Source organism: Pseudomonas sp. NPDC087598, from assembly GCF_044743525.1.
In the GTDB taxonomy this organism is placed as follows: Bacteria; Pseudomonadota; Gammaproteobacteria; order Pseudomonadales; family Pseudomonadaceae; genus Aquipseudomonas.
In genome coordinates this window covers 1-26,313 of sequence record NZ_JBIUWQ010000074.1, presented here as the reverse complement: position 1 = coordinate 26,313, position 26,313 = coordinate 1, and the positions used below count along the sequence as shown (strand labels likewise).

Annotated in this window: 29 protein-coding genes; 12 read left to right on the top strand and 17 right to left on the bottom strand. The window is 58.4% G+C overall.

Features of this window, described 5'->3' with window-relative positions; all coding sequences use genetic code 11:
- The 3 genes from ACIOWE_RS27015 to ACIOWE_RS27005 form a co-directional block, all read left to right on the top strand.
- The coding region (locus ACIOWE_RS27015) for an aldehyde dehydrogenase family protein (protein WP_401397841.1) at window positions 1-791 on the top strand (791 nt) is incomplete at its 5' end.
- Between the two features lie 52 nt (window positions 792-843).
- Entirely contained in the window at window positions 844-2,127 is a 1,284-nt protein-coding gene (locus ACIOWE_RS27010) for an FAD-binding oxidoreductase (protein ID WP_201237797.1), read from the top strand.
- 438 nt (window positions 2,128-2,565) lie between these two features.
- Entirely contained in the window at window positions 2,566-3,114 is a 549-nt protein-coding gene (locus ACIOWE_RS27005) for a cupin domain-containing protein (RefSeq protein WP_007950154.1), read from the top strand.
- 60 nt (window positions 3,115-3,174) lie between these two features.
- Here ACIOWE_RS27005 and ACIOWE_RS27000 read toward each other — a convergent pair whose 3' ends face one another.
- The gene (locus ACIOWE_RS27000) at window positions 3,175-3,693 is read right to left on the bottom strand and encodes a hypothetical protein (RefSeq protein WP_401397839.1); all 519 of its coding nucleotides are present in this window, start codon (window positions 3,691-3,693) and stop codon (window positions 3,175-3,177) included.
- A gap of 450 nt (window positions 3,694-4,143) precedes the next feature.
- Between ACIOWE_RS27000 and ACIOWE_RS26995 the strand changes: the two genes are divergently transcribed.
- Window positions 4,144-4,560, top strand: coding sequence for a hypothetical protein (locus tag ACIOWE_RS26995; protein ID WP_401397837.1), 417 nt, complete (start codon window positions 4,144-4,146; stop codon window positions 4,558-4,560).
- 4 nt (window positions 4,561-4,564) lie between these two features.
- Here ACIOWE_RS26995 and ACIOWE_RS26990 read toward each other — a convergent pair whose 3' ends face one another.
- The 3 genes from ACIOWE_RS26990 to ACIOWE_RS26980 all read right to left on the bottom strand — a co-directional run bounded on the left by ACIOWE_RS26990 (window position 4,565) and on the right by ACIOWE_RS26980 (window position 6,259).
- Window positions 4,565-5,260 carry a DUF4225 domain-containing protein gene (locus tag ACIOWE_RS26990; RefSeq protein ID WP_401397835.1) on the bottom strand — a complete coding sequence of 232 codons (696 nt, stop codon included), beginning with the start codon at window positions 5,258-5,260 and terminating at the stop codon, window positions 4,565-4,567.
- Complete coding sequence (locus tag ACIOWE_RS26985) at window positions 5,253-5,753, bottom strand: Hcp family type VI secretion system effector (RefSeq protein WP_401397834.1); 501 nt, start codon at window positions 5,751-5,753, stop codon at window positions 5,253-5,255. The genes ACIOWE_RS26990 and ACIOWE_RS26985 overlap by 8 nt, the downstream gene beginning before the upstream one ends.
- A gap of 218 nt (window positions 5,754-5,971) precedes the next feature.
- Complete coding sequence (locus ACIOWE_RS26980) at window positions 5,972-6,259, bottom strand: fructose-bisphosphate aldolase (RefSeq protein ID WP_401397832.1); 288 nt, start codon at window positions 6,257-6,259, stop codon at window positions 5,972-5,974.
- Window positions 6,260-6,596: 337 nt separating this feature from the next.
- Between ACIOWE_RS26980 and ACIOWE_RS26975 the strand changes: the two genes are divergently transcribed.
- Entirely contained in the window at window positions 6,597-7,010 is a 414-nt protein-coding gene (locus ACIOWE_RS26975) for a hypothetical protein (protein WP_401397830.1), read from the top strand.
- A gap of 135 nt (window positions 7,011-7,145) precedes the next feature.
- Here the strand turns inward: ACIOWE_RS26975 and ACIOWE_RS26970 are convergent, their stop codons facing one another.
- From ACIOWE_RS26970 to ACIOWE_RS26945, 6 genes are all read right to left on the bottom strand, one after another.
- Window positions 7,146-8,285, bottom strand: coding sequence for a merozoite surface protein 3b (locus ACIOWE_RS26970; RefSeq protein WP_401397828.1), 1,140 nt, complete (start codon window positions 8,283-8,285; stop codon window positions 7,146-7,148).
- A gap of 45 nt (window positions 8,286-8,330) precedes the next feature.
- Window positions 8,331-8,657 carry a hypothetical protein gene (locus tag ACIOWE_RS26965; RefSeq protein ID WP_401397826.1) on the bottom strand — a complete coding sequence of 109 codons (327 nt, stop codon included), beginning with the start codon at window positions 8,655-8,657 and terminating at the stop codon, window positions 8,331-8,333.
- A 58-nt stretch (window positions 8,658-8,715) separates the two neighbouring features.
- Window positions 8,716-9,840 (bottom strand): DUF6384 family protein, encoded by a 1,125-nt coding sequence (locus tag ACIOWE_RS26960; RefSeq protein ID WP_401397824.1) that lies wholly within the window; start codon window positions 9,838-9,840, stop codon window positions 8,716-8,718.
- Window positions 9,841-9,879: 39 nt separating this feature from the next.
- Window positions 9,880-10,800: a DUF6384 family protein gene (locus ACIOWE_RS26955; protein ID WP_401397822.1), complete on the bottom strand. Its 921-nt coding sequence runs from the start codon at window positions 10,798-10,800 to the stop codon at window positions 9,880-9,882.
- A gap of 22 nt (window positions 10,801-10,822) precedes the next feature.
- Window positions 10,823-11,947 (bottom strand): DUF6384 family protein, encoded by a 1,125-nt coding sequence (locus ACIOWE_RS26950; RefSeq protein ID WP_401397820.1) that lies wholly within the window; start codon window positions 11,945-11,947, stop codon window positions 10,823-10,825.
- 163 nt (window positions 11,948-12,110) lie between these two features.
- Window positions 12,111-12,479 carry a hypothetical protein gene (locus ACIOWE_RS26945; protein WP_401397818.1) on the bottom strand — a complete coding sequence of 123 codons (369 nt, stop codon included), beginning with the start codon at window positions 12,477-12,479 and terminating at the stop codon, window positions 12,111-12,113.
- A gap of 257 nt (window positions 12,480-12,736) precedes the next feature.
- On the opposite strand from ACIOWE_RS26945, the gene ACIOWE_RS26940 reads away from it, so the two are divergent.
- From ACIOWE_RS26940 to ACIOWE_RS26925, 4 genes are all read left to right on the top strand, one after another.
- Entirely contained in the window at window positions 12,737-13,126 is a 390-nt protein-coding gene (locus ACIOWE_RS26940; protein WP_401397816.1) for a hypothetical protein, read from the top strand.
- Window positions 13,127-13,141: 15 nt separating this feature from the next.
- Window positions 13,142-13,561 (top strand): HD domain-containing protein, encoded by a 420-nt coding sequence (locus ACIOWE_RS26935; protein ID WP_401397814.1) that lies wholly within the window; start codon window positions 13,142-13,144, stop codon window positions 13,559-13,561.
- 86 nt (window positions 13,562-13,647) lie between these two features.
- The gene (locus ACIOWE_RS26930) at window positions 13,648-14,667 is read left to right on the top strand and encodes an AbrB family transcriptional regulator (RefSeq protein WP_401397812.1); all 1,020 of its coding nucleotides are present in this window, start codon (window positions 13,648-13,650) and stop codon (window positions 14,665-14,667) included.
- A 280-nt stretch (window positions 14,668-14,947) separates the two neighbouring features.
- Window positions 14,948-15,337, top strand: coding sequence for a hypothetical protein (locus tag ACIOWE_RS26925; protein ID WP_401397810.1), 390 nt, complete (start codon window positions 14,948-14,950; stop codon window positions 15,335-15,337).
- Here the strand turns inward: ACIOWE_RS26925 and ACIOWE_RS26920 are convergent.
- Genes ACIOWE_RS26920 through ACIOWE_RS26910 form a run of 3 tightly spaced genes read right to left on the bottom strand, consistent with a single transcriptional unit; the run spans window position 15,322 to window position 19,007 of the window.
- Window positions 15,322-16,347, bottom strand: coding sequence for a DUF2955 domain-containing protein (locus ACIOWE_RS26920; RefSeq protein WP_401397807.1), 1,026 nt, complete (start codon window positions 16,345-16,347; stop codon window positions 15,322-15,324). The genes ACIOWE_RS26925 and ACIOWE_RS26920 overlap by 16 nt on opposite strands.
- Window positions 16,337-17,461 carry an HlyD family secretion protein gene (locus tag ACIOWE_RS26915; protein WP_401397804.1) on the bottom strand — a complete coding sequence of 375 codons (1,125 nt, stop codon included), beginning with the start codon at window positions 17,459-17,461 and terminating at the stop codon, window positions 16,337-16,339. The genes ACIOWE_RS26920 and ACIOWE_RS26915 overlap by 11 nt, the downstream gene beginning before the upstream one ends.
- The gene (locus ACIOWE_RS26910) at window positions 17,454-19,007 is read right to left on the bottom strand and encodes an efflux transporter outer membrane subunit (protein WP_401397801.1); all 1,554 of its coding nucleotides are present in this window, start codon (window positions 19,005-19,007) and stop codon (window positions 17,454-17,456) included. The genes ACIOWE_RS26915 and ACIOWE_RS26910 overlap by 8 nt, the downstream gene beginning before the upstream one ends.
- A 117-nt stretch (window positions 19,008-19,124) precedes the next feature.
- On the opposite strand from ACIOWE_RS26910, the gene ACIOWE_RS26905 reads away from it, so the two are divergent.
- The gene (locus tag ACIOWE_RS26905) at window positions 19,125-19,643 is read left to right on the top strand and encodes a transporter suffix domain-containing protein (protein ID WP_401397798.1); all 519 of its coding nucleotides are present in this window, start codon (window positions 19,125-19,127) and stop codon (window positions 19,641-19,643) included.
- Window positions 19,644-19,697: 54 nt separating this feature from the next.
- Here the strand turns inward: ACIOWE_RS26905 and ACIOWE_RS26900 are convergent, their stop codons facing one another.
- On the bottom strand, window positions 19,698-20,156 hold the full coding sequence (locus ACIOWE_RS26900; protein ID WP_401397795.1) for a hypothetical protein: 459 nt from the start codon (window positions 20,154-20,156) through the stop codon (window positions 19,698-19,700).
- On the opposite strand from ACIOWE_RS26900, the gene ACIOWE_RS26895 reads away from it, so the two are divergent.
- Window positions 20,124-20,420 (top strand): hypothetical protein, encoded by a 297-nt coding sequence (locus ACIOWE_RS26895; RefSeq protein ID WP_401397793.1) that lies wholly within the window; start codon window positions 20,124-20,126, stop codon window positions 20,418-20,420. The two genes, ACIOWE_RS26900 and ACIOWE_RS26895, sit on opposite strands and share 33 nt — an antisense overlap.
- Before the next feature lie 42 nt (window positions 20,421-20,462).
- Window positions 20,463-21,248, top strand: a complete 786-nt coding sequence (locus ACIOWE_RS26890) for a DeoR/GlpR family DNA-binding transcription regulator (protein ID WP_201237805.1) — start codon at window positions 20,463-20,465, stop codon at window positions 21,246-21,248.
- Between the two features lie 104 nt (window positions 21,249-21,352).
- Here the strand turns inward: ACIOWE_RS26890 and ACIOWE_RS26885 are convergent, their stop codons facing one another.
- The 3 genes from ACIOWE_RS26885 to chrA form a co-directional block, all read right to left on the bottom strand.
- Window positions 21,353-22,636 (bottom strand): NAD(P)/FAD-dependent oxidoreductase, encoded by a 1,284-nt coding sequence (locus tag ACIOWE_RS26885; RefSeq protein ID WP_401397789.1) that lies wholly within the window; start codon window positions 22,634-22,636, stop codon window positions 21,353-21,355.
- A 147-nt stretch (window positions 22,637-22,783) separates the two neighbouring features.
- Window positions 22,784-24,148, bottom strand: a complete 1,365-nt coding sequence (locus ACIOWE_RS26880; protein ID WP_201237807.1) for a glutamine synthetase family protein — start codon at window positions 24,146-24,148, stop codon at window positions 22,784-22,786.
- Between the two features lie 497 nt (window positions 24,149-24,645).
- The gene (gene chrA, locus ACIOWE_RS26875; protein WP_401397785.1) at window positions 24,646-25,989 is read right to left on the bottom strand and encodes a chromate efflux transporter; all 1,344 of its coding nucleotides are present in this window, start codon (window positions 25,987-25,989) and stop codon (window positions 24,646-24,648) included.
- Window positions 25,990-26,313: the final 324 nt, after the last annotated feature.

Here is a 26,313-nt window from a genome sequence, read left to right as displayed (position 1 = left end):
CGGACGTCGACGGCCGGGCCTTCACCGGCACCACGGCGATTGCCAAGCAACTGATGATTTATGCCGGCCAAAGCAACATGAAACGCGTCTGGCTCGAAGCAGGGGGCAAGAGCCCGAACGTTGTGTTTGCCGACGCACCGGACTTGCGCGCGGCAGCACAAGCGGCGGCCGGCGCCATTGCGTTCAACCAGGGCGAAGTCTGCACCGCCGGTTCGCGTCTGCTGGTCGAGCGCTCGATCCGCGAACAATTCATCCCGCTGCTGGTGGAAGCGCTGCAAGCGTGGAAACCCGGCCACTCGCTCGACCCGGCCACCACCGTCGGCGCCGTGGTCGATCAGCGTCAACTCGACAACGTGCTGCGCTATATCAGCATCGGTCGCGAGCAGGGCGCCGAGCTGATCGCTGGCGGCCAGCGCACTCTCGAAGAAACCGGTGGCCTCTACGTGCAACCGGCGCTGTTCGACGGTGTGACCAACGCCATGACCATCGCAAGGGAAGAAATCTTCGGCCCGGTGCTGTCGCTGATCACCTTCGACACCGCTGAAGAAGCGCTGCAGATTGCCAACGACAGCATCTTCGGCCTCGCCGCCGGGGTCTGGACCAGCAACCTGAGCAAGGCGCACACCTTCGCCCGTGGCCTGCGCGCCGGCAGCGTCTGGGTCAACCAGTACGACGGCGGCGACATGACCGCGCCGTTCGGTGGCTTCAAACAGTCGGGAAACGGTCGCGACAAATCGCTGCACGCGTTCGACAAGTACACCGAGCTGAAAGCGACCTGGATCAAGCTCTAACTCTTTTACCACGGTGGTCGCCGTCAACCGGCGACCCTCGGAGAACAATAAAATGAAACAACAACACGTCAACAGTTACTACGCCGCCACCCGCAACGAAGTCATCGACTTCCCGGTGCTTGAAGAGTCGGTCGAGTGCGACGTCTGCATCATCGGCGCCGGCTACACCGGCCTGTCCTCGGCATTGTTTCTGACCGAGGCCGGCTACAAAGTGACCGTGCTCGAAGCAGCGAAAGTCGGCTACGGCGCCAGCGGTCGCAACGGCGGTCAACTGGTCAACTCCTACAGCCGCGACGTCGATGTGATCGAAGAGCGCTACGGCGACAAGACTGCGGAAATCCTCGGTAGCATGATCTTCGAAGGCGCCGACATCATTCGTTCGCGGATCAAGGAATACGACATCAAATGCGACTACCGCCCGGGCGGCATTTTCGCAGCGATGAACAAGAAACAACTCAACGGCCTGGCTGAGCAGAAGCGCAGCTGGGAGCGCTACGGCAACCGTAATCTGAAGATGCTAGACGCGGCCGACATCCGTCGTGAAGTCGGCTCCGACGCCTACGTCGGTGGTTTGCTCGACATGCAGGGCGGCCACGTTCACCCGTTGAACCTGGCGCTCGGTGAAGCCGCCGCCATCGTGCGTCTGGGCGGCAAGATCTACGAGCAATCGGCAGCCGTTGAAATCAAGTACGGCGAGCCAAACGTTGTGCGCACCGCCAAAGGCCAGGTGCGCGCCAAGTACCTGCTGATCGCCGGCAACGCTTACCTGCCGCAAGGTCTGGACAACCGCGTGACCGCGAAAAGCATGCCGTGCGGCTCGCAGATTGTCGTCACCGAACCGTTGACCGAGAAACAGGCGCGCAGCCTGATCACCAACAACTACTGCGTTGAAGACTGCAACTACCTGCTGGATTACTACCGCCTCACCGCCGACAACCGTCTGCTCTACGGCGGCGGCGTGGTCTACGGTGCGCGCGAACCGGATGACATCGAACAACTGATCCGTCCGAAGATCCTCAAGACCTTCCCGCAGCTCAAAGACGTCAAAATCGATTACCGCTGGACCGGCAACTTCCTGCTGACCATGTCGCGTATGCCGCAATTCGGCCGCATCGAGAAAAACGCCTACTACATGCAAGGCTACAGCGGCCACGGCGTCACCTGCTCGCACCTGGCCGGCAAACTGATCTCGGAAATGATCCGTGGCGATGCCGAACGCTTCGACGCCTTCGCCTCGCTCCCGCACATGCCAATGCTCGGCGGCCGCACCTTCTCCGCGCCGTTAACGGCCTTGGGCGCCGTTTACTACTCGCTACGCGACCGCTTCGGCATCTAAGTTACCTCCCCGGCGGCGGTCCCCAAGACCCCGCCGGTTTTTTATCTGACACACCATCCCTCCCACAGAAACACCACAAACCCTGTGGGAGTCTGGCTTGCCAGCGATGACGGCCTGACCACCTCCACAAAGCCGACTGACACAAAAAAGATCCAACTGTGGGAGCGAGCCTGCTCGCGAAGAGGTCATATCAGCCAACATCGATGTCGCCTGACACAGCGCTTTCGCGAGCAGGCTCGCTCCCACAGTGACTGTATGACCAAGGCAAGAAGGACTTTTGCCGCACCGTCCATCGAACCTGCTGAGCAACACCACCAAACGTGATTTAATAGCCGCCTTTCACGGTTCCGGGACACGGGAGCAACGTGATCCGCGCCCTCGGCGCGTCACCCGCCACCCACCCCCATCGCCCTTAAGTCGTTCTCACATAAGGCTGTCATGGATACGGGTTCTCGACTCAAACTAGTACGCGAAAGCTACAAACTCTCCCAGCGCGAGCTGGCCCGGCGTAGCGGCGTGACCAATGCCACCATTTCCCTGATCGAACAGAATCGCGTCAGTCCCTCGGTCAGCTCACTGAAAAAGCTGCTCGAAGGCATCCCGATGTCCCTGGCCGACTTCTTCACCTTCGACCAGCCGCCGCGTGAACATCAATACGTCTTCCGCGCCAACGAACAGCCAGATCTTGGCCGCCATGGCCTGCGTCTGCTGCTGATCGGCGCCTCGGTGCCAAGCCGCCAGATGCGCCTGCTGCGCGAGCAATACGCACCGGGTGCGAGTTCCGGGGAAGAGCCGATCGTGCATGCGGAAGGCGAGGAGTGTGGTCTGGTGACGCGAGGGACGGTTGAGTTGACCGTGGATGGGTCGGTGAGTGTTTTGAATGCGGGGGATGGGTATTACTTCCCGACGACGTTGCCGCACAAGTTCCGCAATATCGGGGCGGATGAGGCTGAGATTATTAGTGCGAATACGCCGGCGAATTTCTGATACCTGACGGATGCCAGAAGCGGCGGATGGCCGCTTCATGCGCACTCTATGCCAGTGCCCTCAGGGCGTTGGCATTGTTAACCGATCCAGAGCACAGTTGTTGGCAGGTGTCTGCTCAGCCAGAACCAGTCGAGCTCCGGAATCCAGATCGACGATGTTGATCTGACAGCCACTTATGACAGTCGGGCCATCGGTGATTCCACCTTTGACCACATACCGAGCGCCCGGCTTGAACTCGGTGACAAATTCGACCGAGCACCTGCGTTGCGCTGTGGCCGCACCCTCAAGCACCAAGCGGATCGGCTTGCCGGCTTCAATGGCTCGAAAATCCTGATGCTCCGCTGGATATCCACCTCTGACCGAAAACAATTGCCGCTCGGGTGTCACCGGGACTGATCTGCCGTACTTGCAAGCGATGGTGGGCGCTGCGCTGAGGGCGATGTAGTTGTGGCGGCTGAGTAATGCGTCCATCTCACTGCGAATCTGCGCTTGAGGTGCATTGGCCGGGGGCTCGTATTGCGGCATCGGCGCGCAACCTGCAATTAAAAGCAGGGCCGAACCTGCGTACAACAGTTTCATGGGTATTTCTGTCCGTAATGGTTTGGGGTGGATCATGTAGGTGACGGTTTACTTGCAGGAGCCTGCCCTTCAAAAATGACTTCTTTTGAACACGTCTGCGTCATTTGGTCATTCGTGGCTTACCCAGCGGTCGGTCTCATGATAATGGGCACTGAAGCTATCAAATTGACACTGTCTATTCCAGAACCATTTTCGAGATGAACAAGGTGGTTTTTTCGCCGCAGTGGACATTCGTCATGGAGCGTGGAGTGGAGGATTCCTTATGGGAGCGTGGTAATTTCTTGATCGGAGGAAAAGTTTGTAGGATCGATGGTATTTCTTTGTAAGAAAACTCTGAGTAAGTACGCGATGACGCGGCATCCATGACGCTATTGTTCTTCTGGCATGTTTGAATTGCTTGGCTGAGATTTTTTGTAGGTGTCAGGGCGGATTGGTAAGGCGGGTAAGGTCATGGCGTTAAGATTCATGGCTCAAATAATATTTTTATTTTTTTTGACTATTGCTTTGAGTGGCATTGGCGCGTTAGTGCAGATGAATTTTATCAGTGAGATTTTTTTAGCATTGAAGGCTGTAAAAGAAATTGTAACTGGTCTGATTTTTGTATTGCTTTTATACATTAATTTTCGCTACTGCTTTCCTGATCAAGTGGCGGAGTTGAGGGGGCGGAATGTACAAAGTGATCGGTATCCCGTATGGGTGAAGCAATATATTCTCTTTAATTGCGCATTATTTGTGGAGGAGGTTTTTTATTATGCGATTAAGGATTGGGTGAGTCTGTCTGAAGTTATTTATAGACTGTTAGGTCTTGTGGTCTTTACTCTGGTTTATATGTATATGCTGTCTGGCGAGGAATTCAAGGTAAAGTGATAATTTAATGGTTCTGTCGAAATTCCGTCTCTTCGCTTATGTTTTTGACTGTTATGCTGTCAATCAATAGTTCAAGTGCTAAAGACAGATTGCTCATTTGGTTGTAAGCGCGCTCATAATTAATTGGGTCGTGATTGAATAACTCCATTGAGCCGGGTTTTCGCACGTGCTGCAGCATGCCAAGACCGGAAAGAATTAAGTCTACGCTGTAGTAAGCAATGTTTCCTTTATGAGTATCGTTTGCCACGAATTGATAGAATTTACGAATTGGGCCAACTGTGCCTTGTGCGTCAGGACCGTTGTAGATGTTTACTACCCCTTCATGAATGTTATTGATTCCATGCGCCGAATAGAGTGCTCCGGCAAATATATTTTGTGGACTTTTGTTCGAAAATTGTATGGAGCCTATTTGCAATTGCATCACTCCCGCCGCAACACTTACACCGTTTTGCGCATAGAATGAGATGTTTTTCGATAAGTCAGAGTGTTCCTCCCAGAGTTCCTTCAACCCTTGCTTCGCACTAATAACACCTTCATCCACCGCCCGAATAATCTCATTCGCATAAGACGAAACGATCTCACTAAATCGAAGCTGAGTGAAACTGTCATACAGTTGAGTCGCGCCAATCTGGCAGCCGAAGGCGACCAGATCAGAAGCGGCTCGTGTGACGTCGTTAATGTCACACGAATCCTCATTCATCGTCATTTCCCCAAGTGCTGTAGCCGCACGTGCCCGCCTGGATGTGTGTCCAACTGATCTCTCGGTACGTGAATGAGACCAGTTCCTGTGGCTGTGCGTCATTCAGGTGGATGGCGTGGGGAACCTGGAGGTTGATGTGGGCGACTTTTGCGCCGGCGATGTGGATTTTGAAGTATTTGTCCTGGGTACCAGCGGGAGAAGTTCGGTAGAAGAAAATGGTGCAGTCGAGCACTTCACGTTCGTGAAGTGCGGAAGACAGGAGGGGGGAGGATTTGTCGATGTTCTTGGTGATCATGATCGGCAAGTGCTTGCCACGGTCAGCGCTGACTCCGCCGTTATTGCCGGTGGTCATGTTGTGGGAGTAGGCCAGGACCATGATTTCGTCGAGGTGTCCCAGTTGGCATTTGTTACCGATTGAATTTGTGTCGGAACAACCGGCGGAGATCAATCCTTGTCGGTTTCCGGTAATGCTCATGTAGCTGTGGTTGGCCATGGATGCTCTGCTTTATTGACTGGAAAACTCTTGTTTGAAGAGTAACCGTCAACTAAAGCCGAAACAGTGAGGTGCGGGTTCGCTGTGGGTGATGTTCAGACGTGTCTTACAAGGGGCGAGGAAGTCAGGAGATGATTATTCCGAAGTGCCAACGACGTTATCGCTGGTTGGATGACCGGGCAGTTATGAAGTTGGCACTTTTGGCGATGCGTTGTTTATCAGGACCGCGCGTCGAAACCTCGCTGTTCGATTACTCGAAACGCATCACTCACATCCTGCACCATGATTCTGGCGATGTTGGTGACGGTGTTGATGTCACGCTCGGCGTAGTCGGGGAGGCTGGTGCAGGCGTTGAGGTCGAGGTATTTGAGGACGGCGTTCAGGCGTTCGGCGAGGCAGGCGTGGAGTTCGCGCAGTGGCGCGTCGGCGTTGATCAAAAGGACTGGTTTGTCCGTGGCGGGGTGACACATGTGGGCGTAATGGTGGAGCTGTTTTTGCGTCGTCATGGTGTTAATGGACGCAAACCCCACCCTGTGGCGAGGGAGCTTGCTCCCGCTCGGCGACGCAGTCGTCGTAATTCGTGGCGTGCGGCGTATCTGGAGAAATGAGCTCGCCGGGTTGGGGCCGCTTCGCAGCCCATCGGGGATGAATCCCCTCGCCACAAGGGGTGTTTTCCTACGCGTTTTTCAGACTTCAAATTCGGTCGAATCTCAAATCATGGCTTTGCATCCCGTTGGGAACTTTCCTTTAAATTGATGTCAATTTGATGGCGTGTCGCGACGCTCATTTCGAACGGATCAACCAGTGCCAGGCTGTTTCCCGGCAAACCCATGGAAGTGTGAGATGAAACTGATTCTTGCGATGTTGTTGATGTTCAGTGGTTACGTTTCCGCCAGTTGTGCCAGCATCAGTGATCCTGTCAAACGCAATTATTGCCAGGCCATGCAGGAAGGCAGCAGCTGTTATTCCATCGACAATTACGATTTACGCACGGCCTGCGAAGCGGAGAGGGGCGGTTCATGCGCTAGTATCGCGGACCGTGACCAGCGCGCCTATTGCGACGCCAAGAAAGGCGCCAGTTGTTATTCCATCGACAATTACGATTTGCGCACGGCCTGCGAAGCGGAGAAGGGTGGTTCATGCGCCAGCATCGGCGATCGTGATCAGCGCGCCTTCTGCGAAGCGAAGCAGGGCAGTAGCTGTGCGAGCATCGGCGATGGGGACCTGCGCAACCAGTGCGAAGCCATGAAACGTTAATTGATCTGTTTGCCCCAAAAGCAAAAAAGGGAAACCCGATGGTGTCCCTTTTTCATGTGCGCAAACCTTCAACGTCATGCGACGTACATGAACGCCGATGCCCAGGCAGGCATCGGCGTTTTTGCTTTGGAAACTTCAGGCAGCCTTGCTCAGCAGCGCTGCAAACTTGCGCTTGGCATCTTCCACGGCATCGGCAATGTCACGGGCGGCATTGCTTGATTCGGCGCGGTAGCTGTCGGTCAGGCTCTGCATGTCGGTCTGGAAGCTCAGGGTCGCATCGGCAAGCGCACGAACCGAATCGACCTTGATGGTCGAGCCGTAGCTGGCTTTGACCGCCGCTTCAATCTGTTGATTGCCGGCAGAGCCCAACGCTTCGAGCCCTTTGCTGATGCCTTCGGTGGTGGCATTGAGTGTGTGGGTCGCTTCGGCCAGGCCGCTGTTGCTGATGAAGGATACGGCGAGGCCGGTGAGTACTACTTCGTTGGTGGAGAAGAACGAGACCATGCGCTGATACTGGCGCTCCTTGATCACGTGTACCTGATTGATTCGGGCAAATATCATTTCGGCGGTGTTGTACCCGACCTTGAGGTCATCGGCGATGTCCTTGACGATCTGGTAGCGCTTGTCTTCATCCTGCAGGGCACGCACGGCTTCATCGCGTTGCAACTCCAGGCTGGCGCGCCGGGCCGGCTCGGAAGTCTCGGCAGCGCTGACCTGAGCACTGGCGTCGTTCAGCGCCTGAGTGCGTTGCTCCAGCGCTTTGCCGGCCACTGCCAGAACTTGCTGGGCGTCGACTTCGGCAGCTTTCATCGCCATCCGGAAGTCCATGTACGCCTCAAGCACCACGCTTTCCCGGGCAATCTGGTCATTGGCCGACTTGCACACCTGCAAGTAGCTTTCGCGGATGTCATTGAAGCGGCTGGGAATCGAGCCGCGACGCAGGTTCATCCAGCTCAGCTTGAGTTTTTCCAGAGTGTCGAGGCGGCCGTCGTCCATCCATTCGGCCATGGCCGAAGCGTCTTCGCGGATCGAGGTGAAGCGCTGGGTGATGTCCATGAAGCGCGTGGAAATGTCCATGCCTTCAATCTGCTCGCGGACCATACTGTTGAAGGCGGTCGACTGCTGCAGTACCGAAGCGATGGCGGTAACTTTGCTGTTGTCGTACTGAGCGACGCGGTCGAGAAGTACCAGCACCGGTGCATCATGAACGGGTTGAAACAGGTTGATGCCGATCGTGCGCAAACCAGTGAGTGCCCGTTCGAGGTAGTTGGTCATCGAGTGTCCTTGCGTGGTGTCGTCTGTTCTGGGTGTGAGCAAGCATTAACGCAAACGGGCAGGCTTGCCGTGCAGCTCTTCATTACGTGCCTGCATCGCCTGTAGCATCAACTCGTTCTGGCGATTGCCAGCGTAGTTGATGCGTTTGGCCAGCAGGCCGTCGAGCCAGCGCTGGAAAAAGCCGAGCGCGTATTCGTCGGTGCCATAGGCCCGATCGCGCAGGAAGACATAGGCTTCGTTTTCATTGTAGGCGCGCAGTTTTTCCCTGCATTCCTGGCGGATGTCTTCGTAGTCTTTGGCGCTGTGCGCCGGCGTCTGTCTGGCGGTCGATTGACTGGACGATGACGCCTGGTGCTGGGTGGTTGAAGTCATTACAGTACCTGTCGAGTGGCGTTCAAGGGAAGAAATTGCAGGCTGAAAGTTGGCCTGGTCAATACTGCGACCAATAGCCTGCTGCCCTGAGTTTTTTTCGTGTCTGAGTGATTTTTTTCTCGGCGGCGTTCGAGTTGCCCTTGTTCAGGTCGGCTTCGATCTCTTGCAGGCGCGACTGCAAGGATTCGCGTATTTCTGCTGGAAACTCCTTACGCTCAATCCGTGCCCGCAATCCCTGGAAGCGACTGGTCTGCAAGTCCAACAGACTGGTGTCGCCGAACAGGTCACGCGACAGTTCCGAGTAAGCGGCATACGCCGCCCCCTGATTGTCATCCATGTTTTTCAGCGCCTGGTCAATCTCGGCCAGGCGTTCATCGAGGTTGCTCGACTGGGCGATGGCGGCGGCACGTTTCGGATCCTTCAGTAACTCCTGGACCATTCGGCGTGTGCCGAGAATGCCGCTGGCGCGCTGGATGTCTTGCTCGACCGCGTAGGTGTCCCGATTCAATTGCAGACGTTGCTGGTCAAGGTCGTTGATCTGCGAGCCCAGGGCCAAGACGTTATCGCGGGTGACCGGGGTGTTACTGCTGATGTCGGTCTGCAGGCCGCGAGTCGGGAGTTTCTGTTCGGCACGCTGAAGCAGGCGGGTAGCTGTCTCGTCCGGCTGTTGTGCGTTTTCGCGCTGAACCTTTGTGAACAGCGTCTGGAGCTTCTGAAGCGCTGTGTTCTGATCGCGCAGACTGCCGGACAAGTTATGTGCAGCTAATTTGACTTCAAGAACTTTCATATCGTCCCCGCCGGAAGCCCACTGCCTTTGCAGGAGCACGCCACCTCCCAGCACAATGCCCAACAGGAGCAGGATAACGAACTGAGGCAGCAGGCGTCGGATGCGGCCGGTCAGCGCCTGCCGATCTACCAGCGTCCTGATCAGCCACGAGCCGACAGGATGGGTTGGCGGCGTATCGAGGATCAAACGCCGGGCAAAGAGCTGACGCACACCCTGTTCGATCAAGTCGTCGTCCACGGGCTGGTTCTGGCTCAGGTAATAGGCACGGATGCGCTCGGCGATTTCAGCGCGCCGTCGCGGTAGATCCAGATGCTCATCAACGGCCCGACGCTGATGGCGCAACTCATTGATGAGAGCCATTACCGCCAGTTGCTCGGAGAGTGGAATGCTGGGCATCAGGTGTCCTTTCGTGAGGGTGGCCAGGCAGCCGGTGGTTTATTGACCGAGGCCAAACAGCTCGTCGTCGATATCACGGAACGTGGAGAACGCGTCGTCGTAAGTCGTCTCGTTGTCGATGCGCTCAAGCTGTTGCCCGAGCAGGGTTATTTGCTGTTTCAGACTGCCGGATTGTTCGATGCTGGCGACACTCTTCGGATCTTGGCTGATGTCACGCAGGCTCTGGCGCATCCAGATGATTGCACCGGCATACTTGATGTCGTTGTAGATTTGGTCAGAGTCGGTTTCGAACCGCAATTGCTGAGCTTTGAGTGTCATGACTTGCGATTCCACCGGGTCCAGATTGTCTTTGGTGATTTTTAAATCCACACCAAGGTCCGTGCGAAAAGTGCTGGTTGGCATTCTGGATTGCGCACGCTGGAGCAAACGGCTGACGTTCGCGTTCGGCTGCTCCGCGTTGCTCTTGCCCAACGCCGCGAGACGTTTGGTTATTGACTGCACTTGCTCGTTCAACTTGAAGCTTTTGTCGCGTATCGGCCAGGCATTTTTGACGAGGCTGTCAACTCTCCCGGCATCCTTGTTGTGGTGAGTCGCCCACAGGATCGGCGCACTGAATAACAGGATCAGCAGAATGAGTGGCGCCAGGCGTATGTCTCCCGGTTTGACGCTCGCCGGCGAAGCGCCACGGCGGCTGAGCCACTTGACCAGCCACGTATCGAATCCATTGAGTGCCGGGGTCTCCAGCATCAGCCGATGGGCGAAAAACTGCCGCACACCCTGTTCGATCAGGCTGTCGTCGAACTCGATGGCGTTACCGATGTAGTAGGCGCGGATGCGCTCGGCGATGTCCGCGCGACGGCGGGGCAGGTCCAGATGATCCTGAATCTGCTTTTGCTCATGGCGCAGTTTGTCGATGAACGCCATTGCCGTCAGTTGCTCGGAGAGTGCGGTACTGCTCATGGGGGGCGTCCTTCTCAATCTGTCATTCTCCCGAACCACCCCAGCGGCGCCAGTAGCCTGCATCTTTCATCGAGCTGATCAGATGATTGATTTTTCGTTCGGCGGCCGCCGAGTCACCGGCTTCAAGGAACTGGTGGATGACTTCGACTTTTCTGCGCAGTTGGGGTCGGATTTCATCCGGTACCCAGCGGGAGGTGATGCGCTCTTTCAGCGAGCGGTAGCGCATGGACTGCAGTTCGACCATGTCTTGTTTATAGTTCCAGAGATCGCCACGCAGATCGTTGTAAGCCGTTGAAGCATCCTGGTTACTGTCGTAGTCGGTGACTTGCTTGAGCAATTGGTCGACTTCCGCCAGACGCTGGTCCAGATTGCTGGAGTGGGCAATCCCGAGGGCAAACTTCGGGTCTTGCAGCATTTCTTTGAGTTGATTACGAGTGTCGAGGATACGTCCGGCATACTTCACATTGCCTTCAACTTCGTACAGAGACCGGTTGACTGCATACCGGCCCTCCTTGAGTTCTTTGAGCCGAATTTCGATCGCGGCTGCGTTTGCCGATGTGACGGGTTCTGAAAGACCGATAGACGTGCGCACGTCGGTAGCCGGCAGCGCGCTTCGGGCGCGCTGCAGCAATACGCTGGCCTGCGGGTCCGGTTGTTCGGCCAGCCTGCGAGCCAGGGCCTCCACGGCGCCACGCTGCTTGTCCACTTCCTGGAACAGCTTTTTGCGATCACCGCGGACAATCGCGGCGTCGGTGCTGACCTCGCTCACTTCGGCCGGGCTGTAAACCGTCGGGCTGGTGAATTTGTAAACCGCGAAGGCAATGACCAATAGCACCATGGCAGAGGTTCGCAGCGTTTTGATCACACCGGAGCGCCGGACTAACGTTTTGATCAGCCAGGTGTCGATTGCACCCACGGGCGGCATTTCCAGCAGCAGGCGACGCGCGAACACCTGATGCACGCCTTGTTCGATCAGGTTGTCGTCGAATGCGATGTTTTGGTTCTGGTAATAGCTGCGAATGCGCTCGGCAATTTCGGCGCGGCGTCGTGGCAGATCGAGGTGTTCCTGAACCTGTTTCTGCTGATGGCGCAACTCATCGACCAAGGCCATTGCGCCCATCTGCTCGGAGAGTGGAATACTGCTCATCGGTGTCCTTTCCAGGTTGAGGCGTGATGCGGGGCAAGCATGGCGGGGGAGTATACCGGGCGGTCAATCCCGAGTGCCCGCCTCGTGCCAGAGGCGGGCAAAATTATTTGCGAGATGACCGGGCCGCAACGACTCTTGGGGGCAGTGGCGTCAGTGGCACCCATTAGCCATTGGTCGTGGCTCTGCAGTCTCTGCGCATGTCATCGTTTTTGATGTTCTGGCAGCCACCCCGACCTTGTTGTGCCCTGCACAAGTTACGCAGGTCATCGTCGTGAATGTTCGTGCAGCTGTCGATGCCACTCTTGCCTTTGCAGAGATTGCGCTGATCATCGTCGCGGATGTTCCCACAGCTATCGCTACCTTCAGCTTCAGACTTGCAGGCGTTGCGCATGTCGTCATTTTTGATGTTCTGGCAGCCACCCCAGCCTTCCTTGGCCTTGCAATAGTTGCGTTGGTCATCGTCTTTGATGTTTTCACAACCGGCGTGCGCGTAGCCGCTCAACATCAATAACATCACGAGAATCAGTCTCATCGGGGGGTACTTCCATGATTGTCAGGGAACAGCCTGACGCTGAGTAATGCCGCATGACTAAAGACGAGCATTGATATCGAATTGACATCATTTTAAAGAAAAGTTCATGGACGGCCTATGCGCAGGACGAAAATTTTGAAGCGTCTCCGGATGTTGATTGGTGCGATTCAGTTGATTTTTGATTTGCCATGGTTGGGTGAATCCGTGATGGTATGCATGAAACAGTTTGTAACGCCTGGCCACGGACGGACCCACACATGATCGAAATCGGCGGTCGCAACAACGCCCCCACGCCGCAGCACAAGACCCACGACGTCTACTTCTTCAGCATCGACCTGTCACGAGCGGCCACGCCTTTCTGTTTCGAGCAATCGATTGGCGGCGGGCATGCCGAGCAGGGCGGTGCGCGCTGGTTGGCGCTGGATGAGCTGGATGCCTGGCCCGGGGATTGGCGCGAGCATCTGAAAAAAGCCGATTGTGCCTGGGTCGCGGAGTTGATCGACGCACATCCTGGGGCGGATCAAGTGACATTGGTGTCGATGATTCTCAAGCATCACTCTAAGCCTGCGAAACCAGTCGGGCGCTTGAAAGCGATTGGCGCCTGGCTCAAACGCAATATTCATGTCGGCGGCCGGTACGGCATTTAATCTGAGGTGATTTCCATGACGCAAACACTCGAACGCGCAATTGCCATCGCCGCCACCGCGCACGCGGGTCAGGTGGACAAGGGTGGGGCGCCGTACATCTTGCATCCGCTGAAGGTGATGCTGCGCATGACCACGCTGGAAGAACGCATCGTCGCGGTGCTGCACGATGTGGTTGAGGATTGCGCTATCAGCTTCGACGACTTGCGCAAGGAAGGCTTCAGCGATGAGGTGCTGAGCGCTATCGAGTCGGTGACCAAAGTGCGCGGTGAGTCCTACGAGGATTTCATCGAACGCGCTGCACAGAACCCGATCGGCCGGGTGGTGAAGCTCGCGGATCTGGAAGAGAACAGCGACCTGTCGCGGATCGCCTCGCCGAGTTGGGAGGATCTCGAGCGGATCGAAAAATACCGGCGCGCCATCGGGCGGTTGCGCTGATAAAAACACATACATTCCCGGGAGCTGCCTGAGGCTGCTCTTACCGGGTATTGGGGCGGGTCAGTTGAATTGCCAGGAAGGCGAATATGAAATCCATTCTGTGTCTATTGATCGCCGCCGGGGTTGGCGCCGTGTTGCAATCCCTCGGTGTACCGCATGGCTTGCTGTTGGGCTCGATTCTTGTCACCGCTTTGGTCGTCACCCGATCAGGCTTCGCACCCGCGACACCTTATGGTTTGGGCTACATCCAGGTCGCGCTGGGCATCGCCACCGGGTTGATGTTCTCAGCGTGGGACAGTGAGGTGGCATCGGCAATGTTGCCGAGCCTCGGCGTGTTGCTGTTGTGTCTGATTGTGCAGATTGCGCTCGCCGGGTGGTGGCTGACGCGCGGGGCCGGGTGGAATCGCACCGATGCGCTGCTGGCGGTGTATCCGGGGGCGCTGGCGGCGGTGTTCGATTTGCTGGAGTCGGAAAAGGCGTCGAGCAAGGTCATCATCGTGCATCTGATGCGCCTGTTGCTGATCACTGTACTGGTGAGTTTTTTGATTCCGGGACAGGCTTCCACTGCAGTGATTGAAGGCGATGCATTGACCACAGGCATGGCGCTGACCGTGCTTTCAGTGATTGGCTTGAGCGTGCTGCTGGGACGGTTGTTGCTGGTGATTGGCGTGCCGGCGCCGTTCATGTTGACGGCGATCATCCTCACCGCCGTGTTTGTGAAATCGGATTGGATGCAAGGCTTTCACATACCGGACTGGAGTTTGAATCTGGCAGCGCTGATTCTTGGCGTGCGCATTGGTTCGCGGTTTCAGGGGTTAGGCATTGCGGAGCTTGGGCGGCATGGGCGCACGGCGCTGGTGTCGGTCGGGTTGATGATCGTGGTTGCTGCGGCGTTCGCAGAGGTCGCGGCGCGATGGTTGGGCAGTGATCCGTTGTCACTGTGGCTGGCGTACATGCCGGGGGCGATCGAGACAATTGCGATTGTCGCGTTTGGCGGGGGGCTGAATGTGGTGTTTATCCTGACTCACCATTTGGCGCGGATGGTGCTGCTGCATTTTGCGCCGGCGTTGTTGGTGCAGGTGCGGCGGGTGCGGGAGGAAAGCTGATTTATGGGGTGTCAGTTGCACCGATCCCTCTCACCCCGCCAAGGGGGCGAGGGGAACGGGAGCCGATTTATGGGCCGTTCAAGTCCTGAGTTCGGCTCGATGCACCTCGAATAATCACCGCAGTCAGTCCCCTCTCCCTCAGGGAGTGTATGTACCGGAGACATGGTGGACACATGTTCGGAGACATGGTGGACGGTTTTAGATCTTCTTACCTGCCGTCACGATCTGCAAGTTCAAGTCGATTCGGGCGATACGATGTCTACTCCAGTAGACATCGTGGATGCCGTCCTCCGTCGTCCCGCTCAAGGGCCAGACTTCGCAACAAACCCAGATCGACATCAACGACTGTTACTCAATCGCCTCTACTTCGACCACATCTACGCCGCAAACCGGCGGTCGGCTGAAAGGCGCAGCAGTGGGCGCTGCTGCGGGTGCAACAGGCGCCGAAGTCCGCGGTCGTCAGCATGACGAGTTCTACGATGCCGTTGACGATGATCGCAAACAGGATTACCGGCAAAACCGCGCCAGACAAACCGCAGCGGCCGGCGCTGTAGTCGGTGGCGCGCGCCAGCGTCAGGATCGACGCGCACAGAGCAAGACCGATGCGGCGGCCAGTTCCAGTGCCTACACCGGGTGCCTGCAAGGGCGCGGTTATCAGGTCACGCCTTGACGCTGAGGTTTGTGCGCGGCGAGCAGGTGCATCATCAACGCGCTGTAAAGCGTGACCAGGATGAACAGGCCCATGCGCACCGCGAATGCGCTGTAGACATCCTTGCCGGCGGCGCTGTCCTGCACCGATTGACCCAGCAGGATGATCATCGTCACCAGGGTGTTGAGCCAGAAACCGGGGCTGAAGGTGGTCGGGCTGAGGCGATAGAGCTTGCGCGCCAGCCATAGTCCGAACAGCAGCGTCCACAGAAAGAACATCCACACATGCACGAACAGGCTCAAGCCACACCAGAGCAGCACGGCCAGCAAGCCGCCGAGCAGGGTCGAGCCGAGCAGTTCGCGCCCGGCGTGATGGGTGCTGGGTGTGGAGGTTTGTTGGCCGAGGCTGACGGCTTTGAGGATGATCGGCAAGTAACTGGCCGGGTCGCTCAGGGCCAGTAGAAAGGTCGGCATGACGATCAGGGTGGCGCGCAGGGCCACTCGCGGCACTTCATCGGCAGGCATCGCGGGTGGTTTCGGGGGGACAGGGCTGTCTGGCCGCTCCGGAAAAACTGCGTGGCTGACGCCGACCACCGTAACCGCCAGCAGCAGGCCTTTGACCAGCGCGCCAATCACTGCCATCGCCAGATCGAATTCGGCAAACCCGGCGGCAGAAATCATGGTCATGCCGATTACCAGAAAGGTCACGATCAGCGGGTTGCCGCCACGCAGGCCGAAGCGAAATATCAGAAACAAACCCAGACCGATCAACAACACACCGCTCACCGGGTAATAGCGCAGCAGCGGCACCAGCAACAGACCGATGCTGGTCGTCAGCGCCGCGACCAACGCCAGCCCCAGCGCGCCTTTCAACGGCAATGGCCGGGGCAGGCTCGCCAGTAGCAACACAGCCAATACGGGCGAAATAAACGCTAGCGGCAAGGCCAGCATATAACTGGCGGCGGTGCACAGTGCCGTACCGAACGCCAGGCGCAAGGCCCGTTGCGCCGGGACGCTGCGCTCAGTACGCATACGACAGCCAGCTCATCAGGCCGACAAACAGCCGCCCCAACGGGTTGAGCGGATTGCCTTCGCTGGGGAAGGCCATGACTTCAGCCTGGCCACCGGCACGGATTGCGCGGCTGTCGATCAGGCGTTTTTTCGCCTCATCAGTGAATTCGATGATCACCGGAAAACGCTGCGCCGGACGCAACCAGTCGCGGCTGTTCTGGATGCTCGGCAGGGTGCCGGGCGCCGGTGTCTGGCCGACGCTGACGCCATAGCCGACACTGCGCACGCGACCGTCGAGGACTTCGCCGGGCAGTGCGTCGAGGACGATAGCCACTGGGGTGCCGGGTTGCACGCGGCCAAGGTTGTTTTCGGTCAGGTCGGCGCTGATCCATACGTCATGGATCGCTATCAGGGTCATCAGCGGGCTGCCGGCGGCGGTGAACTGGCCGACGTCGGTGCGCAGGTCGGTGATCAACCCGGCCGAGCGTGCGCCGATGCGGGTGTTGGCCAGATCCAGTTCTGCTTTGGCCAGTGCCGAAGCGGCGCTGCGCAACTGTGCGTTGGTGTCGGTGCTGCCACCTTCCTGCTCCTGCGCGCGCTGCACTTCAGCGCGAGCGGCGGCGACCTGGGCCACGGCTTGTTCACGGTTGGCTCGCGACACTTCCAGCAGCCGCACGGAGACGGTCCCCGGATCTTGTTTGTACAAACCTTCGAGTCGCTGATTGTCCTGCCGCGCCTTGAGTTCGTTGGCTTGCGCGGCGCGCAATGAAGCTTGCGCCGAGGCGATGCCGGCGGTGCCGGCGCCAACCTGACGACGGGTCGACTCCAGGTCTGCTTTGGCACGATCGACGGCGATTTGCAGCGGCTGCGGATCAAGTTCGAAAAGAATATCCCCAGCCTTCACGTCCTGGTTGTTGCGCACGTTGACCCGGATTACTCGACCGGCCACTTCCGCCGCCACCGGAATCACAAACGCACCGACGCGCGCCTGCTGCGTGTAGGGCGTGTAGCGGTCGGCGAGCAGATACCAGGCCAGGCTCAGCACGATCAACAGCAGCACCCAGCGGATGCCTTTTTTCGCTGGATCGGCCGGCGTTGGAGCGGGGGCGGGCGCTGGAGGCGCGGCGTCAGTCATGGCGGCTTACCTGCGATGGGAGGGGATACGCCGGTCGGGCGGGCGGTGCGCTGAGCAGATCGCCCCAATTTGTGCGTTGCTGCATCTGCTGTCGGGTCGGTTCGTCGATCGGCGGCGCGCTGCTCTGCCAGCCGCCGCCGAGGGCTTTGTACAGGGCGATCAGATTGCTCACGGCGTTGCTGCGGCTGACCAGATAGTTGTCCTGCAATTCCAGCAGCGCACGTTGCGCGTCGAGCACTCGCTGAAAGTCGGAATAACCTTCGCGATATTGAGTGTTGGCCAGCACCAGCGAACGTCGCGCCGCGCTTTCGGCCTCACGCAAAATGCGCTCGCGCTCCAACGCTTTACTCAGGCCGCTGGCAGCGTCGTCAGCCTCGCGCGCAGCTTGCCGAACCTTGTCACGATAGGCTTCGATCAGTTGCTGCAAGCGCGCGTCCTGTACCCGCACGTTGTTGCGGATGCGGCCGTAATCGAAGATGTTCCAGCGCAGGCTCGGGCCGCCGATCAAGTCGAGGCTGCGCGGGGTGGCGCCGAGGGAATCAGTCGACCAGACGATGCTGCCAAGCAAGGTGAGCGACGGATACAGATCAGTCTCGGCGACACCGACCAACGCTGATTGCGCGGCGACATTCAGCTCTGCCGCGCGCACGTCCGGGCGGCGCAGCAGCAGATTGGCCGGGACGTCTTGCAGCACGGCGCGCTCGAGTAGCGGAATCAGCCCGGTTTGTTCAGCGATCAACGCCGCGCCCCCGGGTGGTTGGCCGACCAGTACAGCCAGGGCGTTGCGCGTGCGCAGCAGTTGATCTTCGAACGCGGGAATGCTGCTCAGCGTGCCGAGGTATTGGGTTTTCGCCTGCTGCAGATCGAGCTCGGCGGTCTGGCCGCTGCTGAAGAGTTTTTCGGTGATCTCAAAATTGCGTTTTTGCTGTACCGCGTTTTCTCGGGCGACGCGCAGCCTGGCTTCGGTGGTACGCAGGGAAAAGTAGGTGTCGGCGACTTGCGCGCGCAGCAGCACGAGCGCGTCTTCATAGTTAGCCTGAGCGGCGAAGTAGCTGGCGTCGGAGGATTCGATTGCGCGACTGAAACGGCCCCAGAAATCCAGTTCCCAGCCGATGTCGAACGCCGCGCTGTGTTGCCAGAAGTGCAGATCCTGTGGGTTGCCGCCGCCGGACTGGTGGCGGTCGACGTACAGGCTGTCGACACTGACTTGTTGCAATTGCGGGTAGCGACTGCTCTCGGCGATGCCCAGTTGTGCGCGGGCTTCGAGCACCCGCAGGCCGGCGATTTTCAGGCTGCTGTTGTGCGCATCGGCTGTGGCGATCAGGCGATCGAGTACCGGGTCGGCGAATACTTGCCACCATTGGCGCAGATCCGGTTGGGCGGCGCGTTGACTGGCCTGCTCCAGCGCCGGGCTTTTCCACTGTTTGCTCCACGCTTCACCCGGCGCTTGAAAATCCGGCCCCAGGCGCACGCAGCCGCTCAAGCTCAGGGCTCCGAGCAACAGCAGATGACCGGGCCGCGTCAGCAGGGCTGTCGTTGCAGGCATGCGTGTGTCCCCGGCCGTCAATGTCAATGGAGCATAGACCGCGGATTGCCGGTTGATCGGGCGTTTCTGCTGCTACGCTTTTCAGGCACGGCATCCCGCCAAAACAGGTACTCAATCATGGACACTGCCCAAGATCCGGTCACACCGCCGACGCCCGCTACCTGGCGCTTCAAGGTCGGTGTGGCGATCATCTGCCTGATGCTCGGTTCATGGTTGATGGTGCCGCTGGCTGCCGCCCTCGATGTGCCGGGTTCGAAAGTTGCGGCGCTGACAGGGGTGCTGTTTATCAGCAACAAAGTGTTGTTGCTGCTGGTGATCGCCGTGATGGGCAAGGCGGGATTCGCTGAACTCAAACGCACGATTGGCCGGCATGTCTCGGGGATGCTTCCGACGCCTGTCGCCGAAGTCTCGCCAATGCGGCACAGACTCGGTGTGGTGATGTTTTGCCTGCCGTTGCTCACTTCGTTTCTGGAACCGTATTTCGATAACTTCTGGCCAGGTTTGCGGCCTAATCTGTGGCAGCTTCAGTTGCTGGGGGATTTGATGTTTGTCGGCAGTTTTTTTGTGCTGGGGGGGAATTTCTGGGAGAAGGCGCATGCGTTGTTTGTGCGCAAGGCGCGGGTGGTGTCGGAATGACAGCAGCGTGTGGATTTACAGTGAGGAACTCGTTTGACAAAAGCGACACTGCATTCAGGAGTTCGTTGGTTTAACGACGTGAGGTTCAGGGTGTACTTCTATTGATCCCGTGGTTATATCAACGGCGATTTGGAAGATGCCATCGACCTCTGGTCTGATACCGCTACGAGGCCCTTCAGCGTTAAACATGATGACTCTGAAACTTTGCTCTAGAGCTTTGCTGCGCAATTTCTTTAAAGCTGCGCGCTTCTTGGTGCCGAAGAAGGAAGAAGCCGCATTAAATGCTTCGCCTGCGAGAGTGCCACTCTGAGATTCTGCGCGAATATCAAAGCTGTTGCGGTTTTCGTTTCCAAACTCAACGATGTACTCGTCAAAAGGGAAAAGCCTCCCTTTAAGCAGGGCGCCGATGCCATGAAGAATGACCAGGTCAGACATAATGCGGTTGGCCGCCTCGAACAGTGATACATCGGGGTAGGGGCCGTGACCCAATCGATCACGTTTCAACGCAAGCATCAAAGCTATTCCGGTCTTTCCATTAAAGCGCCGATGCTGTGCGAGATTCGCTTTCGATCAGGCGTGGCCCAAAGCAACCGCGAAAGACACGACGATCATGCAAGCGAAAGCGAAATTGAGATTCATAAGGTGTTCATCCTGAAGCCTTTTGAGAGTGGGGCCATTCTGAACAGGCTGAATGCAAAGAAAAAATTCGCCGTAGTGATTCCAATGATCGAAACAATTGATACCCGCCGGTTTGTATTTGTTCGAGGCTTTCGCTAGTCTCGGCAAAACCTGCAATTACAAGCACAAACAGGCAAAACCATGCACGACCACTCTGTCATCGAACTGCCCTCTGTACGCCGGCAGAAAATCCTGCTGATCCTCGAGCGCGACGGTAAAGTCATGGCCTCCGAGTTGAGCCAGCACTTTGCGGTGTCTGAGGACACCATCCGCCGCGACCTCGCCGAACTGGACAACGCCGGCCTGGTGCAACGAGTGCATGGTGGGGCGCTGCCGCGACCAAAAGACACCGGCAAGGATTACTTCACCCGCATCAGTGAAACCGATGAGGTGAAGACACGGCTGGCGCAGCTTGCTGCCGGGCGGGTGAAGGATGGCCAGATCGTGCTGTTCGATTCCGGCACCACCACGCTGCAGATCGCGCGTTCTTTACCGGCTGACATCAAGCTCACCGCCGTGACCACTTCGCCGATGACCGCCATTACGCTCGCCGAATACAAGGGCATCAAGGTGATTCTCGCGGGCGGGCAACTGAATCTGGCGACGATGTCGGTCAGCGGTCACGAGACCGTGCGTCTGCTGCAAGGCATCAAGGCTGATGTGCTGTTTACCGGGGTGTGTGCGATTCATCCCGAGGTGGGGCTGAGTTCGCTGTATTTCGATGAAGTGCCGGTGAAGCAGGCGCTGTTCGAAAGCGCCGCTCAGGTGATCGCGGTGACCACGGCGGATAAGTTGGGGGCAGTGGAACCGTTCGTGGTGACGCCGTGCACGCGGGTGCACACGCTGATTACCGAACGGCATCTGGCGTCGGGCAGTGTTGAGGATTACCGGCGATTGGGGATCGAGGTGGAGCAGTTGCCTGACTGAGATTTGTAGTGAGGCCGATTGCCTCATCGCGAGCAGGCTCACTCCTACAGTTGGAATGCGCTCCCCTTGTAGGAGTGAGCCTGCTCGCGATAGGGCCATTGCGATCAACGCAATTTTTCAAGCATCTGGTAATACCACATCCCCGCCGCCAGCAATGGATTGCCCAGCAAATCGCCCATCGGCACGCGAATGTGCTGACACGCCGCAAACGTGTCGAACTGCGTCATCTGCCCGGTGATCGCCCGGCTCATGATTTCGCCCATGATGTGCGTCGTGGCAATGCCATGGCCCGAGTAACCCTGGCAATACCAGACGTTGTCCGAAAGCTTGCCCAGTTGCGGGATGCGGTTGATGACGATGCCCATCGCGCAACTCCACTGGTAGTCGATCTGCACCCCCTTGAGCGCCGGGAACGTCTGTTCGATGCACGGGCGCAATTCGGCGGCGATGTCGCGTGAGTCCTTGCCGCTGTAATTGGCACCGCCGCCGAACAGCAGGCGCCCGTCGGCAGTGAGACGGTAGTAGTCGAGGACGAAGCGGCAATCATAGACGGCGAGGTCTTCGGGGTTGATCTGCTTTGCCAGATCACCCAACGGCGCCGTGGTGACGATGCCGCCCATGGCCGGAAAGATCTTGCCCTTGAGCTGGCCGGGTTCGAGCTTGTGATAAACGTCGCCGGCGAGCATCACCTGATTGGCGTCGATCTGACCGTGAGCCGTGCGCACGCCGGGTGTGTCGCCATGGATGATCTCCAGCACTTCGCTGTTTTCGAAAATCAGCGCACCGAGACTTTCCGCCGCCCGCGCCTCACCGATACATAGATTGAGCGGGTGCAGGTGCATGTTGCGGGTGTTCTTGATTGCGCCGTGATAGAGATCGCTTTGCAGCAAATCGCGCACCTGGCTGCGGTCGAGCAGGCTGACCTCGTCACCGAGTCCACGGCGCACGGCTTCTTCGTAATCGTGGCGCAGATCGGTCATGTGGCTGGGCTTGTAGGCTGCATGCAGGTGACCGTGTTTGAGGTCGCACTGGATAGCGTATTTCTCGACGCGTTGCTTGATGATTTCGTGCCCGCGCCAGCGCAGGTGCCAGATGAAGTCGTCGACCTCATCGCCGAGTGTCGGGCGCATCTGTTTGCGCATCGCACCGTCGCCGGAGAGGCTGCCGGTGACCTGGCCGCCATTGCGCCCGGTGGCGCCCCAGCCGATTTTATGGCTTTCGACGATGGCGACTTTCAGGCCTTTTTCGGCGAGCTCCACGGCCGTGGCGACGCCAGTGAAGCCGCCGCCGATGATCACCACGTCAACCTTGTGCCGGCCTTGCAGGGTCGGGTAGTCGGTGTCCTGGTTGAGGGTGGCGGTGTAGTAGGAATTGCAGTGTTCAGTCATGTCAGTGTCCACACAAATTTCGGGAATCGGATTGCAATCCTTGTGGGAGCGAGCCTGCTCGCGAAAGCGGTATGTCAGTCACCCAAATTGCTGAATGTGATGACGCCTTCGCGAGCAGGCTCGCTCCCACAAGGGAGAGGTGGATTCTCAGGCTTCGGTCAGGTACCAGCGCCAATCCTGCTCACCCACCTCAGCCATGAACTGCCGATACTCGGCACGCTTCACCGCCAGATACACCCCGAGAAACTCCTGCCCCAGCGCATCCCGCGCCCACGCCGAATTTTCCAGCGCCTGCAACGACGTCAGCCAATCAGTCGGCAGCAATTCCTTGGCCTGCGCATAGCCGTTGCCTTCCACCGGTTCGCCCGGATCAAGATCCTCGCGAATGCCGCGATGAATACCCGCAAGGATCGCCGCTGCGGCCAGATACGGATTGGCATCGGCGCCGCAGATGCGGTGTTCGATGTGCCGGGTGTTGGCCGGGCCGCCGGGCACGCGCAGGCTGACGGTGCGGTTGTCGACACCCCAGGTTGGCGCCAGCGGCGCATAGCTGTTGGCCTGGAAACGCCGGTAAGAGTTGGCGTTGGGGCAGAACAGCAGCAGCGAATCGAGCAAGGACGCGAGCATGCCGCCAATCGCCGTGCGCAGCAGCGGGGTGCCGGCCGGGTCCTCGGCCGCAAACAGATTGCGCCCCTCGTTATCGGCGAGGCTGACATGCATGTGCATCCCGGTGCCGGCCAGATCATCGAACGGTTTCGCCATGAACGTCGCTTGCATGCCGTGCTTGTGCGCGACCGCTTTGACCAGCCGTTTGTAACGCACGGCCTGATCCATTGCTTCCAGCGCGTCGCCATGTTCGAGGGTGATTTCCACTTGCCCCGGCGCGTATTCCGAGATCGCCGTGCGCGCTGGAATGCCGTGCAGTTTGCAGGCGCTGTAAAGGTCGGCGAGAAAGGGTTCGATCTGCTCCAGTTCGCGCAAACCGTAGACCTGGGTGTGTCGCGGTCGACCGCCGTCGGCATCCAGCGCCGGTTGTGGGCGGCCGTTGTGATCGCGTTTGGCGTCGAGCAGATAGAATTCCAGTTCGCACGCCATGATCGGGCGATAGCCTTCGGATTTGAGGCCGTCAATGATCTTGATCAGCAGGTGACGCGGGTCGGCAATGCTCGCCGGCATGCCCTCCGTCGGGTGCATGCTGACCTGCACCGCAGCGGTCGGAATCTGCCGCCACGGCAGGCGTACCAGGCTGCCCTCCAGCGGATAGGCGCGACAGTCGATATCGCCGACGTCCCAGACCAGACCCGAGTTTTCGACATCCTCACCTTGTACGGTCAGACCGAGAATGGTACTGGGCAATGGCCGACCACTTTCATACACCGCCAATAGCTCTTCGCGGTGCAACAGCTTGCCGCGTGGCACGCCGTTGGCGTCGAGGATGAACAGTTCGATCATGTCGATATCGGGGTTCTGTTCAAGGAACAGGCGTGCGTCTTCGATGGCTGCGAATTTCATAATCAATCACTCACGATGGCGCCACACAGGCGCGCAGATTCGGGCCGGACTCCCGGCGGGGATTTCAGATTGAGATCAGTCAGAGGTGACACAGAACCTGTGGCGAGGGAGCTTGCTCCCGCGAAGCGGCTCTCGCTTTTTGATTCAAAGGCAGGGGACTGCTACGCAGTCCAGCGGGAGCAAGCTCCCTCGCCACAAATGGATCTTTTCTGACTGACAGAAATCAGCAGGCGATATCCGGCGGGCGTGCGGAGTGACGCAGCTTGGAACGGCGCAGGGCCATGGGGAGATTGACGATACGATTCATACGCCGCCCCCGTGAGAGAGGGTGCGCAGTGCAGAGACGGTCAACGATTTTCGTTGTTGTAGTGACGTACTCATAACGCGTGTTTCCGTTGGCGGAAAACGTCGGTGGCGGGGCAGGCCCGCCGACCGGTGTGCCCGGATAGTAAGGGGGAATCCCTGGGCGTGTAAACGGAAGTTTCGGTGGCCAGGTGTCAGCGCATCAGGTGAAAGCCCAGCCCGCCGAGGGCGCAAACGATCAACACGGCAATCACGCCGCGTTTGAAAACGAACAGGGCCAGGGCTGCTGCTACCGCCAATACGATCGAGAAAATATCCGCTGCCCCGGACAACCCGCTCGGCCAAAACACGTGATAGGCGAAGAAACATGCCAGGTTGAGAATCACCCCGACCACTGCTGCCGTGATTGCGGTCAATGGCGCGGTGAACTTCAATGCGTTGTGCGTCGATTCCACCAACGGCCCGCCGGCAAGGATCAACAGAAACGAGGGCAGGAAGGTAAACCACGTCACCAGCGTCGCCGCCAGTGCACCAGCGGCAAAGGCATGTTCCGGAGCGAATATCGGTTGCACGTAGGCGCCAACGAAACCGACAAACGCCACGACCATGATCAGCGGTCCCGGCGTGGTTTCGCCCAGCGCCAAGCCATCGATCATCTGCGTCGGCGTCAACCAGCCATAATGCCCGACCGCGCCCTGATAAACGTAGGGCAGCACGGCGTAAGCGCCGCCGAAGGTCAGCAATGCGGCTTTGGTGAAGAACCAGGCCATTTGCGTGAAGGTGCCATCCCAGCCGAACAGGACCGTCAGCAACGCCATGGGCAAACACCACAGTGCTGCGCCGATCAACAGCAGTCGCCACAGCTTTGGCAGACTGAATCGAGCGTGTTCGGGTGTCGGTGTGTCGTCATCGATCAGCGCCGGACCGAAAGATTTTTCACTGTTGCGCTGCGCACCGTTATTGAAACGCTGCGGGGCCATTCGCCCACCGAGATAACCGATCAACGCCGCGCCGAGCACGATCACCGGGAACGGCACATTGAACGCAAAGATCGCCACGAACGAAGCCCCGGCAATCGCCCATAACCAGGCATTTTTCAAGACTCGCGAGCCAATGCGATGCGCGGCGTGCAGCACGATGGCGGTGACCGCCGGTTTGATCCCGTAAAACACCCCGGCCACGGCCTGCACGTCACCGAAGGCCATATACAGCCACGACAGCGCAATCAGAATGAACAGCGAAGGCAACACAAACAGCGTTCCCGCGATCACACCGCCCCAAGTGCGATGCAGCAACCAGCCGATGTACGTCGCCAGTTGCTGGGCCTCGGGGCCGGGCAGCAACATGCAGTAGTTGAGGGCGTGGAGAAAACGTCGCTCGGAAATCCAGCGTCGGCGCTCGACCAGTTCCTGGTGCATGATCGCGATCTGCCCGGCCGGACCGCCGAAGCCGATGCAGCCGAGCTTGAGCCAGAAACGCCAGGCCTGGCGCAGGGTGACGGGTTCGGGGCGAGGTAGATCTTTGGGTGCTGTGCTCAAGTGCGGTTCCTGAGTTGAGTCCTGGCGGAGTCGCTATCTAATCAGGATTTTGTTCAAGAGTGGTGTCAGGCTTGCTCCTCACCCCAACCCTGTCCCGGAGGGAGAGGGGGCCGACCGAGGTGTCTGGCGTCATCCATCGACCGGAACGATCCAGCCGATTATGGATTCGGCACAGGCTTTCAGGTCGGCGGAGATCGTGAGCATCCCCCAATCAGTCCCCTCTACCTCGGGGAGTGTATGTACCGGACACATGGTGGACAGGTGTTCGGACACATGGTGGACACTTTTTAATAGACACATTGCTCATCGCGAAGGAGATGACCT

Coding starts and splice junctions, on each gene's coding strand:
- ACIOWE_RS27010 (WP_201237797.1), top strand. CDS start 844: ATGAAACAACAACACGTCAACAGTTACTACGCCGCCACCCGCAACGAA.
- ACIOWE_RS27005 (WP_007950154.1), top strand. CDS start 2,566: ATGGATACGGGTTCTCGACTCAAACTAGTACGCGAAAGCTACAAACTC.
- ACIOWE_RS27000 (WP_401397839.1), bottom strand. CDS start 3,693: ATGAAACTGTTGTACGCAGGTTCGGCCCTGCTTTTAATTGCAGGTTGC.
- ACIOWE_RS26995 (WP_401397837.1), top strand. CDS start 4,144: ATGGCGTTAAGATTCATGGCTCAAATAATATTTTTATTTTTTTTGACT.
- ACIOWE_RS26990 (WP_401397835.1), bottom strand. CDS start 5,260: ATGAATGAGGATTCGTGTGACATTAACGACGTCACACGAGCCGCTTCT.
- ACIOWE_RS26985 (WP_401397834.1), bottom strand. CDS start 5,753: ATGGCCAACCACAGCTACATGAGCATTACCGGAAACCGACAAGGATTG.
- ACIOWE_RS26980 (WP_401397832.1), bottom strand. CDS start 6,259: ATGACGACGCAAAAACAGCTCCACCATTACGCCCACATGTGTCACCCC.
- ACIOWE_RS26975 (WP_401397830.1), top strand. CDS start 6,597: ATGAAACTGATTCTTGCGATGTTGTTGATGTTCAGTGGTTACGTTTCC.
- ACIOWE_RS26970 (WP_401397828.1), bottom strand. CDS start 8,285: ATGACCAACTACCTCGAACGGGCACTCACTGGTTTGCGCACGATCGGC.
- ACIOWE_RS26965 (WP_401397826.1), bottom strand. CDS start 8,657: ATGACTTCAACCACCCAGCACCAGGCGTCATCGTCCAGTCAATCGACC.
- ACIOWE_RS26960 (WP_401397824.1), bottom strand. CDS start 9,840: ATGCCCAGCATTCCACTCTCCGAGCAACTGGCGGTAATGGCTCTCATC.
- ACIOWE_RS26955 (WP_401397822.1), bottom strand. CDS start 10,800: ATGAGCAGTACCGCACTCTCCGAGCAACTGACGGCAATGGCGTTCATC.
- ACIOWE_RS26950 (WP_401397820.1), bottom strand. CDS start 11,947: ATGAGCAGTATTCCACTCTCCGAGCAGATGGGCGCAATGGCCTTGGTC.
- ACIOWE_RS26945 (WP_401397818.1), bottom strand. CDS start 12,479: ATGAGACTGATTCTCGTGATGTTATTGATGTTGAGCGGCTACGCGCAC.
- ACIOWE_RS26940 (WP_401397816.1), top strand. CDS start 12,737: ATGATCGAAATCGGCGGTCGCAACAACGCCCCCACGCCGCAGCACAAG.
- ACIOWE_RS26935 (WP_401397814.1), top strand. CDS start 13,142: ATGACGCAAACACTCGAACGCGCAATTGCCATCGCCGCCACCGCGCAC.
- ACIOWE_RS26930 (WP_401397812.1), top strand. CDS start 13,648: ATGAAATCCATTCTGTGTCTATTGATCGCCGCCGGGGTTGGCGCCGTG.
- ACIOWE_RS26925 (WP_401397810.1), top strand. CDS start 14,948: ATGCCGTCCTCCGTCGTCCCGCTCAAGGGCCAGACTTCGCAACAAACC.
- ACIOWE_RS26920 (WP_401397807.1), bottom strand. CDS start 16,347: ATGCGTACTGAGCGCAGCGTCCCGGCGCAACGGGCCTTGCGCCTGGCG.
- ACIOWE_RS26915 (WP_401397804.1), bottom strand. CDS start 17,461: ATGACTGACGCCGCGCCTCCAGCGCCCGCCCCCGCTCCAACGCCGGCC.
- ACIOWE_RS26910 (WP_401397801.1), bottom strand. CDS start 19,007: ATGCCTGCAACGACAGCCCTGCTGACGCGGCCCGGTCATCTGCTGTTG.
- ACIOWE_RS26905 (WP_401397798.1), top strand. CDS start 19,125: ATGGACACTGCCCAAGATCCGGTCACACCGCCGACGCCCGCTACCTGG.
- ACIOWE_RS26900 (WP_401397795.1), bottom strand. CDS start 20,156: ATGCTTGCGTTGAAACGTGATCGATTGGGTCACGGCCCCTACCCCGAT.
- ACIOWE_RS26890 (WP_201237805.1), top strand. CDS start 20,463: ATGCACGACCACTCTGTCATCGAACTGCCCTCTGTACGCCGGCAGAAA.
- ACIOWE_RS26885 (WP_401397789.1), bottom strand. CDS start 22,636: ATGACTGAACACTGCAATTCCTACTACACCGCCACCCTCAACCAGGAC.
- ACIOWE_RS26880 (WP_201237807.1), bottom strand. CDS start 24,148: ATGAAATTCGCAGCCATCGAAGACGCACGCCTGTTCCTTGAACAGAAC.